Source organism: Comamonas sp. BIGb0152 (genome assembly GCF_024809975.1).
Taxonomy (GTDB): Bacteria; Pseudomonadota; Gammaproteobacteria; order Burkholderiales; family Burkholderiaceae_C; genus Comamonas.
On sequence record NZ_JANUDY010000001.1, the window covers coordinates 465173 to 478457 of the forward strand.

The 13285-nt window shown below is 62.9% G+C and carries 14 protein-coding genes and 1 tRNA gene; 11 read left to right on the forward strand and 4 right to left on the reverse strand.

Features of this window, described 5'->3' with window-relative positions:
* Positions 1–315 precede the first annotated feature (315 nt).
* The 3 genes from M2375_RS02085 to rapZ are packed head-to-tail and all read left to right on the forward strand — an operon-like array spanning position 316 to position 3756.
* The gene (locus M2375_RS02085; protein WP_259163618.1) at positions 316–1218 is read left to right on the forward strand and encodes an NAD kinase; all 903 of its coding nucleotides are present in this window, start codon (positions 316–318) and stop codon (positions 1216–1218) included.
* Positions 1215–2873, forward strand: a complete 1659-nt coding sequence (gene recN, locus M2375_RS02090; RefSeq protein WP_259163619.1) for a DNA repair protein RecN — start codon at positions 1215–1217, stop codon at positions 2871–2873. The genes M2375_RS02085 and recN overlap by 4 nt, the downstream gene beginning before the upstream one ends.
* Complete coding sequence (gene rapZ / locus M2375_RS02095; RefSeq protein WP_259163620.1) at positions 2863–3756, forward strand: RNase adapter RapZ; 894 nt, start codon at positions 2863–2865, stop codon at positions 3754–3756. The genes recN and rapZ overlap by 11 nt, the downstream gene beginning before the upstream one ends.
* Here the strand turns inward: rapZ and M2375_RS02100 are convergent, their stop codons facing one another.
* From M2375_RS02100 to mutM, 3 genes are all read right to left on the reverse strand, one after another.
* Complete coding sequence (locus M2375_RS02100; protein ID WP_259163621.1) at positions 3757–3993, reverse strand: DUF2789 domain-containing protein; 237 nt, start codon at positions 3991–3993, stop codon at positions 3757–3759.
* A 118-nt stretch (positions 3994–4111) separates the two neighbouring features.
* Positions 4112–5149: an A/G-specific adenine glycosylase gene (gene mutY / locus M2375_RS02105; protein ID WP_259163622.1), complete on the reverse strand. Its 1038-nt coding sequence runs from the start codon at positions 5147–5149 to the stop codon at positions 4112–4114.
* Between the two features lie 67 nt (positions 5150–5216).
* Complete coding sequence (gene mutM / locus M2375_RS02110) at positions 5217–6029, reverse strand: bifunctional DNA-formamidopyrimidine glycosylase/DNA-(apurinic or apyrimidinic site) lyase (protein WP_259163624.1); 813 nt, start codon at positions 6027–6029, stop codon at positions 5217–5219.
* Positions 6030–6074: 45 nt separating this feature from the next.
* Between mutM and M2375_RS02115 the strand changes: the two genes are divergently transcribed.
* The 7 genes from M2375_RS02115 (at position 6075) to pth (ending at position 11802) form a co-directional block, all read left to right on the forward strand.
* Positions 6075–7850 (forward strand): tetratricopeptide repeat protein, encoded by a 1776-nt coding sequence (locus M2375_RS02115; RefSeq protein ID WP_259163625.1) that lies wholly within the window; start codon positions 6075–6077, stop codon positions 7848–7850.
* Entirely contained in the window at positions 7847–8350 is a 504-nt protein-coding gene (locus M2375_RS02120) for an outer membrane lipoprotein LolB (protein WP_259163626.1), read from the forward strand. The genes M2375_RS02115 and M2375_RS02120 overlap by 4 nt, the downstream gene beginning before the upstream one ends.
* Before the next feature lie 22 nt (positions 8351–8372).
* A complete protein-coding gene (gene ispE / locus M2375_RS02125) occupies positions 8373–9230 on the forward strand; it encodes a 4-(cytidine 5'-diphospho)-2-C-methyl-D-erythritol kinase (protein WP_259163627.1) in 858 nt (285 codons plus the stop codon).
* Between the two features lie 40 nt (positions 9231–9270).
* Positions 9271–9347: transfer RNA gene (locus M2375_RS02130), tRNA-Gln, on the forward strand.
* A 56-nt stretch (positions 9348–9403) separates the two neighbouring features.
* Positions 9404–10369 (forward strand): ribose-phosphate pyrophosphokinase, encoded by a 966-nt coding sequence (locus tag M2375_RS02135; RefSeq protein WP_259163628.1) that lies wholly within the window; start codon positions 9404–9406, stop codon positions 10367–10369.
* 130 nt (positions 10370–10499) lie between these two features.
* Positions 10500–11090, forward strand: a complete 591-nt coding sequence (locus M2375_RS02140) for a 50S ribosomal protein L25/general stress protein Ctc (protein ID WP_259163629.1) — start codon at positions 10500–10502, stop codon at positions 11088–11090.
* Positions 11091–11193: 103 nt separating this feature from the next.
* A complete protein-coding gene (gene pth, locus M2375_RS02145; RefSeq protein WP_259163630.1) occupies positions 11194–11802 on the forward strand; it encodes an aminoacyl-tRNA hydrolase in 609 nt (202 codons plus the stop codon).
* 64 nt (positions 11803–11866) lie between these two features.
* Here the strand turns inward: pth and M2375_RS02150 are convergent, their stop codons facing one another.
* Positions 11867–12124 carry a YfhL family 4Fe-4S dicluster ferredoxin gene (locus tag M2375_RS02150; protein WP_259163631.1) on the reverse strand — a complete coding sequence of 86 codons (258 nt, stop codon included), beginning with the start codon at positions 12122–12124 and terminating at the stop codon, positions 11867–11869.
* A 198-nt stretch (positions 12125–12322) separates the two neighbouring features.
* Here M2375_RS02150 and M2375_RS02155 point away from each other — a divergent pair, with 198 nt between their 5' ends.
* Complete coding sequence (locus tag M2375_RS02155) at positions 12323–13285, forward strand: ABC transporter permease (RefSeq protein WP_259163633.1); 963 nt, start codon at positions 12323–12325, stop codon at positions 13283–13285.

Consider the following 13285-nt stretch of genomic DNA (forward strand, 5'->3'; position numbering starts at 1 on the left):
GGGGCCCAACGCCCCAGGCAACCGCCCACCGCCAACGGTCTTGGTGCACCCTGCGCAGACGCAGTGCCCACCCAGCGCGGATGCAAGGCCCAACAGCCAGGCACAAAGATGGAGCTGCAGCACTCTGGATTTTTGCGGCCATGCAACAATGGCGCGGTAGCTGCCCAAGAGCGTCTGCATCCAGGCGCCAGGGCAGCTGCAGGCCCAGCCCCAGCCAGCGCTGCAGCATGCCTTCGCGGGCCCGGCTGCAGCTGCCACCTGGGGCTGCTCAAGAAATTCAAAAAGATTGCACCACTTTGATGATGTAATTTGCGTATGCAGTCTCGCTTTCAACATATTGCCCTGATCGGTAAACACCATGCGCCGCCCACTGCCGAGGTGCGCCAGCAGTCGTATGCGGCTTTCAGCCAGATCGCCTGCTATATCGAGGCCCAAGGCGGCACGGCATTCCTGGAAAAAGAGACCGCGGCCTTTACCGGCATGGAACACTACCCCACCCTCAGCATGCAAGAAGTGGGGGAACGCTGCGACCTGGTCATTGTGCTGGGGGGCGACGGCACCATGCTGGGCGTGGGCCGCGAGCTGGCCCGCTACAACACGCCCCTGGTCGGCATCAACCAGGGGCGCCTGGGCTTTGTCACCGATGTACCGCTGCAGACCTTCATGGGCCCGCTGTCGGCCATTCTGGCCGGCGAGTACGAGGAAGAAGTGCGCTCGATGATCCATGCCCGCGTGATGCGCGAAGGCCAGTGCGTATTCGAGGCCCTGGCCTTCAACGACGTGGTGGTGAACCGGGGCGGTACCTCGGGCATGGTCGAGCTGCGGGTAGAAGTGGACGGCCGACTGGTGGCCAACCAGCGCGCCGACGGCCTGATCATCGCCACGCCCACGGGCTCGACTGCGTATGCGCTGTCGGTGGGCGGGCCCATCGTGCACCCCACGGTGCCTTGCTGGGTGATGGCGCCGATTGCGCCGCACATGCTGTCCAACCGGCCCAGCGTGATTCCCGACACCCAAGAGATTTCGATCGAGGTGGTGGGCGGGCGCGATGTGGCAGCCAATTTCGACATGCAATCGCTCGCCTCCATCCAGCGCGGCGACAAGATTCTGGTGCGCAGCGCACCGCACAAGGCCCGCTTTTTGCACCCCCGTGGCTGGAACTACTACGCCACCCTGCGCAAAAAGCTCGGCTGGAACGAAGGGGGCATCACCCCATGAGCCTCAAACGCATTGGGTTGCGCGATTTCGTGATTGTCGAGCAGCTCGAAGTGGATTTCCAGCCCGGCTTTACCGCGCTGACCGGCGAAACCGGCGCGGGCAAATCGATCCTGATCGATGCCTTGCAGCTGGTGCTGGGCCACCGGGCCGATACCGGCTTTGTGCGCCAGGGCGCCAGCCGCGCCGAGCTGATGGCCGAGTTCGACACCCCGCCCGCGCTGGAGGCTTTTCTCGCCGACAACGACATGCCCGGCGAAGAATCCCTGCTGCTGCGCCGCGTGATTGATGCCCAGGGCAAGAGCAAGTTCTGGATCAATGGCGTGCCCGCCACCGCCACCCAGCTGCGCAGCATTGCCGGTGCCCTGGTCGATATCCATGGCCAGCATGCCTGGCAGGGGCTGACCCAGCCCGAATCGGTGCGCCAGCTGCTGGACGCCTATGCCGGCGCCGACAGCACCCCCACCCAGCGCGCCTATGTGCTGTGGCGCAGCGCTGACAAAGCCTTGCAGCAGGCGCGCAGCATGGAGGAAACCCACCAGCGCGAGCGCGAACGCCTGCTCTGGCAGATCTCCGAAATCGACAAGCTGGCCCCTGGCCCGCAGGAGTGGGAAGAGCTCAACACCCAGCACGGCCGCCTGTCCAACGCCCAGGCCTTGATGGATGCGGCCAACAGCGCCATCGCCAGCCTGGAAGGCGAAGACGGCGGCGCGCTCACCCAGGTCAACCGCAGCCTGCATGCGCTGCAGGACCAGGCCCATGTGGAGCCCGGCTTCTCGGCCATGGCCGAGTCGCTGGAGTCCTGCCTGGCCCAACTCGATGATGTGATGCGCTCGCTCAACGGCTATCTGCGCCATGCCGATCTGGATCCGGAAAAACTGGAACAACTCGACCAGCGCCTGGGCAGCTGGATATCGCTGGCGCGGCGCTACAAGCGCGCGCCCGAAGACCTGCCCGCGCTGCTGCAGGGCTGGCATGCCGAGCTGCTGGCGCTGGAAGCCTCGTCCGACATGGTGCAGTTGGCCCAGAATGCCCAGCAAGCACAACAGGCCTACCAAAAAGTGGCCAGCGTCCTCAGCAAGGCCCGCCAGCAAGCGGCCAAGCGCCTGTCCACCACCATCACCACGGCGATGCAGGACCTGGGCATGGCAGGCGGCCGCTTTGTGGCCCAGGTCAGCCCCGCACGCGAGCCGCGCAGCGATGGGATTGACGATGTGGAACTGCTGGTCGCCGGCCACCCCGGCACCGATCCCAAGCCCATTGCCAAGGTCGCCTCGGGCGGTGAGCTCTCGCGCATCTCGCTGGCCATTGCGATATCGACCAGCCAGCTCGGCCATGCGCCGACCCTGATTTTTGACGAGATTGATTCGGGCATTGGCGGCGCCGTGGCCGATGCCGTGGGCCGGGTCATGCGCAGCCTGGGCCGCGACCGCCAGGTGCTGGCTGTTACCCACCTGGCCCAGGTGGCCGCGCGCGGCGACCACCATTTGCTGGTGGCCAAGCAGCGCAGCAAAACGGGCACCACCAGCCATATCCGCACGGTGGCCGATGGCACACGCGTCGATGAAATTGCCCGCATGCTGGGCGGTGAGAACCTGTCCGCCACCAGCCGGGCCCATGCCCAAGAGATGATTGCCGGAGGAATGAATGACCGATAAGACATCTGCCTCACAAGCGCTGGAAGTGGTGGTCATCACCGGCATGGCCGGCTCTGGCAAGTCCGTGGCACTGCATGCGCTCGAAGACGTGGGCTACTACTGTGTGGACAACTTTCCGCCCGAGCTGCTGCAAGCGCTGGTGTCGCTGGAGCATTGGCAGCACGGCAGCCGCGTGGCCATTGCCATGGATGCGCGCAGCGCCAAGGGCCTGTACCTGGTGCCCGAGCAACTCGACCGGCTGCGCGCGGCCGGCGCCCAGGTGCGGCTGATCTACATGGATGCGCAGCGCGACACGCTGATGCGGCGCTTTTCCGAAACCCGCAGGCGCCACCCGCTGACCAACGAGAAACTGCAGGAAGGCCCGCGCGCGCTGGCGCAGATGATTGACGAGGAGCGTGCCCTGCTGGCCGACCTGCGCGAGCAGGCCCATGTCATCGACACCAGCAATATGCGCGGCTCGCAGCTACAGGCCCACATCAAGGACTGGATCCAGGCGCCGCAATCGAGCCTGACCTTGCTGTTCCAGTCCTTTGGCTTTAAACACGGCATCCCCATCGATAGCGATTACATGTTCGATGTGCGCATGCTGCCCAACCCCTACTACGAGCCCGAGCTGCGGCCCCACACGGGCTTGGAGGCACCGGTCGCCAATTTTCTGGCGCAGCAGCCCAAGGTGCTGCAGATGCAGGCGGACATCATCCGCTTTCTGGACAACTGGCTGCCCGAGCTGGTGAAGAACCACCGCAGCTATGCCACCGTGTCGGTGGGCTGCACCGGCGGCCAGCACCGCTCGGTCTATCTGGTCAATGCACTGGCCCAGCACTTTCAAGGCCGCTGGACCACCTTGCAGCGCCACCGCGAGCTGAGCGCCAAAAAGAGTTAATTACGCGGCACGCAAGGCCACGCTGAGCTGGTCCACCACCGTGGCCCAATCGGCATCGGCTGCGATGCTTTCACGCAAAAAGCGCGCCTGCGCTGGCGACCAAAATGCAGCATCGGCCATGAGCAGGGTATCGGGCAGCGGTCGGTGTGATTCGATGAATTCGCGGATCGATGCGTCATCGTCGGGCAAGCCCAGTTGTTGGAACAGCGACGAGAAGGGGTGGACAGTGGGTTCCATGCAGCACTTTCAAAGCCAAAAGATGGCTGCAGTCTAAGCGCGGGGCTGCGGTGCCAGTTGCAGGACAAGCACTGCAATCCACGCCGGTCGATGCAGCCCGGCAAGCAGCCCACTCCGCTCAAAACCCGCGCTGCAGCAAACTGCGAATCGGTGCGGGCAAGCCCATGTCCGGCCACTGTGCGGGCAGGCACCACTGGCCTGGCTGTGCAGGCACAAAATCAGCGGCCACCGGCACCCGCACCGGGTGCAGATGCAGGTCCTTGTGGGTCAGCACATGCAAAAAAGCCGTGCCATGCTCGGGGGCGGAGCTGGCACCGTTCCGGGCAGACTGCGCCAGCAACGCGTCCTCGCTGCCCAGCACCGGCATGCAGAACAGGCCCGCCCAGATGCCGGGCGCCGGGCGCTTTTCCAGCCACACGGCGCCGTCGGGCCGTTGCCAGCACAGCAGCCACCAGCTGGCGGCGCTGCGCTTCAGCTTCTTGGTTTTGACGGGATAGCGCTCAGGCTGGCCCTGGCGATGGGCCACGCAATCGCTGTGCACCGGGCAGAGCAGGCAGCTGGGCTTTTTGGACGTGCAAATGGTGGCGCCCATATCCATCATGCCCTGGGTGTAGCGCGGCATGTTTTGCGCCAGGTCGGTGGTGGGCAGCAGGCTTTCTGCCAGCAGCCAGAGCTTTTTCTCGGCAGCGCTGCTGGCCAGGTCATCTCCAAAGCCCAGCACGCGGGTGAGCACCCGTTTGACATTCGCATCCAAAATGGCGGCACGCTGCGCAAAACAGAACGAGGCAATCGCGCCCGCGGTGGAGCGGCCGATCCCCGGCAGGGACGAGAGTTCTTCCACGGTGTGCGGAAACGCCCCAGCAAACCGCTCCATCACCTCTTTGGCGCAGCGGTGCAGGTTGCGGGCGCGGCTGTAGTAGCCCAGGCCGCTCCACAAGGCCATGACGTCTTCATCGCTGGCCGCAGCCAGATCGGCCACCGTGGGGCAGCGCTGCAAGAACCGGTCGTAGTAGCCCAACACGGTGCTGACCTGGGTTTGCTGCAGCATGATCTCTGAGAGCCAGACGCGGTAGGCATCCTGGGTGTTCTGCCAGGGCAGATGGTGTCGTCCGTGGGCTGTTTGCCAGGCCACGATCTGTTCGGAAAATCGGCTCACTGTCGCTGTTCTCGGGGCTAGTTATCGGTTGGCATGGCGGCACTTGGGCGGCCGGCCCTGCCTGCTTTTATTTTTGGCAGCGCTTGCAGTAATAGGTACTGCGCTGGCCTTGCTTCATCACCTGCACCGGCTGGCCGCACTGCTGGCAAGGCGCTCCGGCGCGGCCATACACGCTGGCCTGCGCCTGGAAGGCGCCAGCATAGCCATTGACCTGGACAAAATCGCGCAAGGTGCTGCCGCCCAGCGCAATCGAGCGGGTCAGCACTTCCACAATCGCCGCATGCAGGCGCCGCGCCTGGGGCCGCGTGGTTTCGTTGGCCGGTTTGGTGGGCGCAATACCGGCCAAAAAAAGCACCTCGCTGGCATAGATATTGCCCACGCCCACGACCACCTGGCCGCCCAGCAGCACCTGCTTGATGGGCATGCGCGTTTTTTGCAGACCGGCCCAGAGGTGCTCAAAGCTAAAGCCGCTCTCCAAGGGCTCCACGCCCAGGTTGGCGAACAGCTTGGCCGCCATGCCGGAGTAGGCATCGGGCGACCAGACCACAGCACCAAAGCGGCGCGGGTCATGCAGGCGCAGCAGATGGTGGTCAGTGCGCAGGTCGAAATGGTCATGCGGGCCAGCGGGCGCATCCAGCTGGCTGACCTGCAGGCTGCCGGACATGCCCAGGTGGACCAACACCACGCCCTGGTCCAGCACCAGCACAATGTATTTGCCCCTGCGCTGCACATCGGTGATGGTGCGGCCGGCCAGGGCCGCGGCCTCGATGCCCAGCGGCCAGCGCAAAGGCTTTCCCAGACGCACCGACGCAATGCGCGCACCTTGCAGCGGCGCAATCAGTCCTCGCCGCGTCACTTCCACTTCTGGTAACTCTGGCACTTTCTTCCTTCTGCAAGGCCCTTGGGCATCGTTTATTATCGGCCGATGACGCAAAAACTTCGTTTACTGGCTTATTTTCTGGCCACTGGCATGCTGGCACCTGCGTTCGCAGCCCCAGCCCATACACCGCAGCAGGGCGCTGCCCAGCGGCCGCTGGCCTTGGCGGCGGCCGAGCGGGCCGATGATGCCAGAGTCGAGCTGGATGCGGAGCTTTTTTACGAACTGCTTTTGGGCGAGATGTACGCCTACCGGGGTGATGCCGCGACCAGCGTGGAATTGCTGCTCGATGCCGCCCGCCGCTCGGGCGACGAGAAGGTCTACCAGCGCACGGCGCAACTGGCGCTGCTCTCGCGCTCAGCCACGCGCGCCACCCTGGTGGCCGATGCCTGGAAAAGCGCTTTCCCCCAATCGCGTGCCGCCAGCCGCTATTTGCTGCAGGTGATGCTGTCAACCAACCAGGGCGAGGCAACCGGCCCCCTGCTCAAGCAGGAAATCGCGCTGGCCAAGCCCGATGAGAAGCTGGAATGGATCCGCGCCATCCCCAGCATCTACCGCCGCCTGAGTGACCAGACCTTAGCCGCCCGCATCGTGCGCGAAGCACTCACCCCCGAGCTGGAAAACCCCGCCACCGGCCCCGATTCCTGGGCCGCCATTGGCCGCATGGAGCTGGCGGCAGGCCGGCAGACGGAGGCCCTGGAGGCCGCGCGCAAATCGCTGCAGCTCAATGCCAACAATGAAAGCGGTGCCAAGCTGGCCGCCGATCTGGTCAACGCCGGCGTGCCCGGTGCCGAGTCGCTGGTGATCGACTTCCTGGATAAATCCAAGAGCGGCGAGGCGCACCTGGCCTATGCCCGCAGCCTGATGAACGCCGAGCGTTTTGCCGAGGCAAAAACCCAGCTGGAGAACGCCACGCGCCTGAGCCCGGATTCTGCCGACGCCTGGATGCTGAAGGCCGCACTGGAGGCCCAGCTCAAGCAGTACCCGGAGGCCGATGTCTCCCTGCTCAAGCTCGATACCCTGATCGACAAATTCCCCTCGGCCATGCTGCAGCGCGACGTGCGCATCCAAAGCCTGATGCTGCGCGAGCAGATGGCCGAAGCCCAGCAAAAGTGGACCGAAGCCGACCACTGGGCCGATGAGATCGCCAAGGCCGGCAATACCGCGCTGGCCACCTTGCGCAAGGCCTCCATCCAGATGCAGCAAGGCCAGTACGATGCGGCCGCCGCCTTGCTGGCGCAACTGCCCGAAGGCAATGCCGGCGAGATGCGCGCCAAGCTGGCCGCGCAGGTGCAGCTGCAAAAGACCGCCAAGAACTATGCCCAGGCCCTGGAGCTGCAAACCCGCATGGTGGCGCTGCAACCCCAGGACCCCGATGCGCTGTATGAGCAGGCCATGCTGGCCGAGCGCCTGAACAACATGGACCTGGCCGAAGCGCAGTTGCGCAAGCTGATTGCGATGCAGCCGGATTTCCACCATGCCTATAACGCGCTGGGTTACTCGTTGGCTGATCGCGGCCTCAAGCTCGACGAGGCCAAGACCTTGATCGAAAAAGCGCTGAGCATGGCGCCGGGCGACCCCTTCATCACCGACAGCCTGGGCTGGGTGGAGTTCAAACTGGGCAACCTCGAACGCGCCGCACAATTGCTAGAGCAGGCCTACACCAAGCAGCCCGATGCCGAGATTGGCGCCCACCTGGCCGAGGTCTGGTGGAAGCAGGGCAAGACGGAGTCTGCCCAGGAGCTGCTGCGCACCGTGCGCAAGGATGCGCCCAACAACGACATGGTCAAGAAAACCATGGAGCGCCTGGGGGCCAAGCCATGAGCTTGCAGCGCAGGCAGATCTGCCTGGCCATCGCCGGCGCCGGGCTGCTGGTGCTGGCAGGCTGCAGCACCGCAGCGCGCCAGCTGGAGGCAGCGCCGGGCACATCCTACTGGTCGGGCCGCATGTCGGTGCAGGTGTTGGACAGCCCGCCGCAGACCACCAGCGGCAGTTTTGAGCTCTCCGGCAGCCCTGCCGCTGGCGAGCTGGTGTTGCTCAACCCCTTGGGCAATATCGTGGCGCGCGTGCAGTGGTCACCCGGCCAGGCCAGCGCCCAGCAAGGCACGCAGACCCGCCAAGCCAGCTCGCTCGATGAGTTGACGCAAACGCTGCTGGGCACCAGCTTGCCGATAGCCGCGCTGTTTGACTGGCTGCAAGGCAAGCCCACGGTGGCCGCCGGTTGGCAGGCCGATTTGCAAGCACGCGACGAGGGCAAAATTCTGGCCCGCCGCAGCGATCCGCTGCCCGAGGCAAGCCTGCGCATCGTGCTCGACGCGCCATGATTTTTTTGTGAGACCCTGATCCATGCGTACGCTGTACGACGTTCCCGCACCTGCCAAGCTCAACCTCTTCTTGCACATCACCGGAAGACGCGCTGACGGCTACCATTTGCTGCAGTCCGTCTTCATGCTGATCGACTGGGCAGACAGCCTGCACTTTGAGCTGCGCAGCGGCAGCCAGATCAGCCGCGAAGACCTGAACACCCCCCTGCCCGCCGATGACCTGATCACCCGCGCGGCCAGGGCTTTGCAGCAAGCCACGGGCTGCAACAAGGGGGTGCACATTGGCGTGCACAAAAACCTGCCCGCGCAAGCCGGCATGGGCGGCGGCTCATCCGACGCCGCCAGTACCTTGCTGGCCTTGAACCAGTTGTGGGACCTGCGATTGACGCGCAGCGACCTGCAGCGCATTGGCCTGCAGCTGGGCGCCGATGTTCCGTTTTTTATTTTCGGAAAGTCGGCTTGGGTCGAAGGAATCGGTGACATAATACGTCCACTCGAAAACGAGCAGCAACTAGCAGACACCGCGCTGGTAGTTGTGAAGCCGCAAGAGGGTCTGGATACGAAACTTATTTTTTCAAGTCCGAACCTAAAACGCGATTCAGAAGCTGCTACAATATCGAGCTTCGCTGCAGAGAAATTTGACTTCGGTCGAAACGACTTGCAGCCGGTCGCAGAAAGCCTGTGCCCTTCGATAAAAAAAGTTTCTGACTTTTTAAAATCGCAAGGATTACATGCTAGAATGACGGGCTCAGGTAGCGCAGTTTTCGCAGTGAAGAAAATGCAAGCTAATAGCTGCCAGAGTAGTTTTTCACGAGACTGGACAGTGAGAGATTGCACAAGTCTGATGGAGCATCCTCTAAGAGGATGGACCAAAGACTGAAAGTTTTAAAGGATTGGTGACGCTTAGCACCAATTCTTGTAGGGGAGTCGCCAAGCTGGTTAAGGCACCGGATTTTGATTCCGGCATGCGAAGGTTCGAATCCTTCTTCCCCTGCCAATTTTCTTACCGCGTACAAGCAACGCACACAGCTAACCCATTCCCACTGGGACGCTATGCAAGCCCATCATCCAGACTTCATGGTTTTCACAGGCAACGCGAACCGCGAACTTGCCTCTGAAATTGCGCAAAACCTCCACACCCACTTGGGCGACGCAGACGTAGGCCGTTTTTCTGACGGCGAAGTCACGGTCGAGATCAAGCAGAACGTGCGCACCCGCGACGTGTTTGTGGTCCAGCCTACTTGCGCACCCACCAATGACCATCTGATGGAATTGCTGGTGATGGTGGACGCCTTGAAGCGTGCATCGGCTGAGCATATCTGCGCTGTCATCCCCTATTTCGGCTATGCCCGCCAGGACCGTCGCGTCCGCTCGACCCGTGTGCCTATCACGGCCAAGGTCGTGGCCAACATGCTGCAAGCCGCTGGCGTGAGCCGCGTGCTGACCATGGACTTGCACGCTGACCAAATCCAGGGTTTCTTCGACATTCCGGTGGACAACATCTATGCATCGCCGGTGTTGCTGGGTGATCTGCGCCAGAAGAACTACGAAGACCTGATCGTCGTGTCTCCTGACGTCGGCGGTGTGGTGCGTGCCCGCGCGCTGGCCAAACAGCTCCATTGCGATCTGGCCATCATCGACAAGCGCCGCCCCAAGGCCAATGTCTCCGAAGTCATGCATGTGATCGGCGACATCGATGGCCGCAACTGCGTGATCATGGACGACATGATCGATACCGCAGGCACCCTGGTCAAGGCCGCTGAGGTGCTCAAGGAGCGTGGTGCCAAGAAGGTCTACGCCTACTGCACCCACCCTATTTTCTCGGGCCCCGCCATCGAGCGCATCGGCAATGGCGCAGCACTGGACGAAGTCGTGGTGACCAACACCATTCCGCTGTCGCCCAATGCCCGCAACTGCAGCAAGATTCGCCAACTGTCGGTGGCGCCGCTGATTGCAGAGACAATCCACCGCATCGCTACTGGCGAATCGGTGATGAGCCTGTTCCAGGAAGCTGACTGACAAAAGGGCCTGCAAGGCCCTTTTTCTGCTTTCTGCTAAAATAGATAGTTTTCGCTGGCCGCTGCATCTTGTAGCGGCCTTTTTAACCGGGTGAACTGGTCGCGGTTTCATCCCACATTGGAGTAATGATATGAACGTTGTCGCTTTTGCGCGCGCTAAGCAAGGTACGGGTGCGAGCCGCCGCCTGCGTAATTCTGGCCGTACGCCTGGCATCATCTACGGTGCTGCTGCTGAGCCTCAGTTGATCGAAGTGGACCATAACACCCTGTGGTACGCCCTGAAGAAGGAAGCCTTCCACGCATCCGTGCTGGAGCTGGACCTGGACGGCGCCAAGAGCCAAGTGCTGCTGCGCGACGTGCAATACCACCCTTACAAGCAACTGGTGCTGCACATCGACTTCCAACGCGTCGATGCCAACACCGCACTGACCATGAAGGTGCCAGTGCACTTCAGCGGTGCTGAAGAGTCGCCTGCCGTCAAGATTGAAAAGCTGCTGGTGACCCCAGTGGTGACCGAAATCGAAGTGAGCTGCATGCCCAAGGACCTGCCCGAATTCATCGCGGTGGACCTGAGCAAGCTGGAAAAGGGCGCTACGATCCGTCTGAAGGACATCGCACTGCCTAAGGGCGTGAAGCTGGCTTCGCAAGCCAACCCTGCACTGGTGTCCGTGGCCGCTCCTGCTGCTGCAGAACCTGCTGAAGGCGAAGCTCCTGCTGCTTAATCGCACAGCAAGCTGCTGACGCCCCTGGCGTCTGCAAGCCACAGGCTGCATTGCTGGTCAATGCAGCCTTTTTTCATTCTCCCAACCCCTGTTGACTCCGCCCATGATCAAGCTGTTTGTTGGCCTCGGCAACCCTGGCCCAGAGTACGAAGGCACGCGCCACAACGCCGGCTTCTGGTGGATTGATGCGCTGGCCCGGGATTTGCGCCTGCAGCTGGTGCCCGACCGCAACTACTACGGCCTGGTGGCCCGCACCTCGGTGCAAGGCGAATCGGTGTGGCTGCTCGAACCCCAGACCTTCATGAACCTGTCGGGCAAGTCGGTGGGTGCGCTGGCACGCTTTTTCAAGATCAAGCCCGAAGAGGTGCTGGTGGTGCACGATGAACTCGACCTGCCTCCCGGCCAGGTCAAGCTCAAGCGCGGCGGCGGCCATGGCGGCCACAACGGCCTGCGCGATATCCATGCCCAGCTCGGCTCGGCCGACTACTGGCGCCTGCGCATCGGCATTGGCCACCCCGGCGACAAGCAGGAAGTGCCCAACTGGGTGCTGCGCAAACCGGCGCCGGACCAACGCAACCTGATCGAAGACAGCATCATCCATGCGCTGCAGGCCGCCCCCGAGCTGCTGGCTGGCGACATGGAAAAGGCCACGCTCAAGATCCACACCACCAAACCGCAGCGCCCCAAGCCGCCGCGCCCTCAGCCCGTCTGAGCCCCCGGGGCTGCGCGCCCACGTCTATTGGCAGACACCCTCCGCCAGCGCAGCCGCGCGGCGGTCACAGCCCCTTGTCGGCCTGCAAGCGCACATAGCGCTGCATCAAGGTGGGCTTGTCTTCCTGGAAATCCGGGTGCACCGGAATGCAGGCCACGGGACATATCTGCACGCACTGGGGCTCATCAAAGTGCCCCACACATTCCGTGCAGCGGTGCGGATCGATCACGTAGTAGTCCTCCCCCATCGAGATGGCATCGTTGGGGCACTCGGGCTCGCAGACATCGCAGTTGATGCACTCATCGGTAATCATCAAGGCCATGGCTGCGTCTCCAAGATTCCAGCGCGGGGGGTGAAGTGTGACATGAGCGACATTATCCCGCGAGCTCCTTAGCCATACTCGTAGCACTGCGAGTAAGCATGTATGGTGTGTCGGAATTCTTCACGTTATGCTTGCCGCTCCGAAAATTACAACAACATCGGCAGGTCTGCGCGCCTTTCCTAACCACGACGGCTATCCATGGGTTTATTCATTCTCAAGCGCACACTCACCTTGCTGCTCACCTTGCTGGGCACCTCGATTGTCGTCTTCCTGGTGTTGGAGATCTTGCCGGGCAATGCCGCCCAGATGCTGATGGGCCCCGATGCAGCGCCCGAGGCGGTTGCAGAGCTGGCCGAGCAGCTGGGGCTGAACCAGCCCGCCTGGGAGCGCTATGTGCACTGGATATCGGGCCTGGTGCAACTGGACCTGGGCAACAGCTACAGCTACGGCACGCCCGTCATCGAGCTGATTGCCGAGCGCATGGCCCTCACCCTGCCGCTGGCCTTGATGGCCATGGCCATTACCACCGTGGTGGCGCTGGCCGCTGGCATCTATGCCGCCAGCCGCCACAACAAGATCGGCGATGTGAGCGTCATGGGCCTAGCCCAGCTGGGCATTGCCATCCCCAATTTCTGGTTCGCCATCTTGCTGATTCTGCTGTTTTCCGTGCACCTCAAATGGTTCTCGGCCGGCGGCTTTCCGGGCTGGACCGAGGCTGCAGGCGGCTCGCCCTGGGCGGCCCTCAAGTCGCTGATGCTGCCAGCGCTGTCCTTGGCGGTGGTGCAGGCGGCCATCCTGGCGCGCATCACCCGCTCGTCGGTGCTGGAGGTGCTGCGCGAAGATTTTGTGCGCACCGCCCGGGCCAAGGGCCTGTCGCAGCGCGCAGCGCTTTATGGCCATGTGCTGCGCAATGCGCTGGTCCCCGTGGTTACCGTGATGGGTCTGCAGTTTGCCGAGCTGATGGCCGGCACCATCGTGGTCGAAAACGTCTTTTACCTGCCCGGTATGGGGCGGCTGATTTTTCAGGCCATTGCCAACCGGGACCTGATGGTGGTGCGCAACTGCGTGATGCTGTTGGCCGCCATGGTGGTGATCGTCAATTTCGTGGTGGACCTGCTCTATGCCTGGATCGACCCCCGCACCAAAGCCAGCGATATCTGA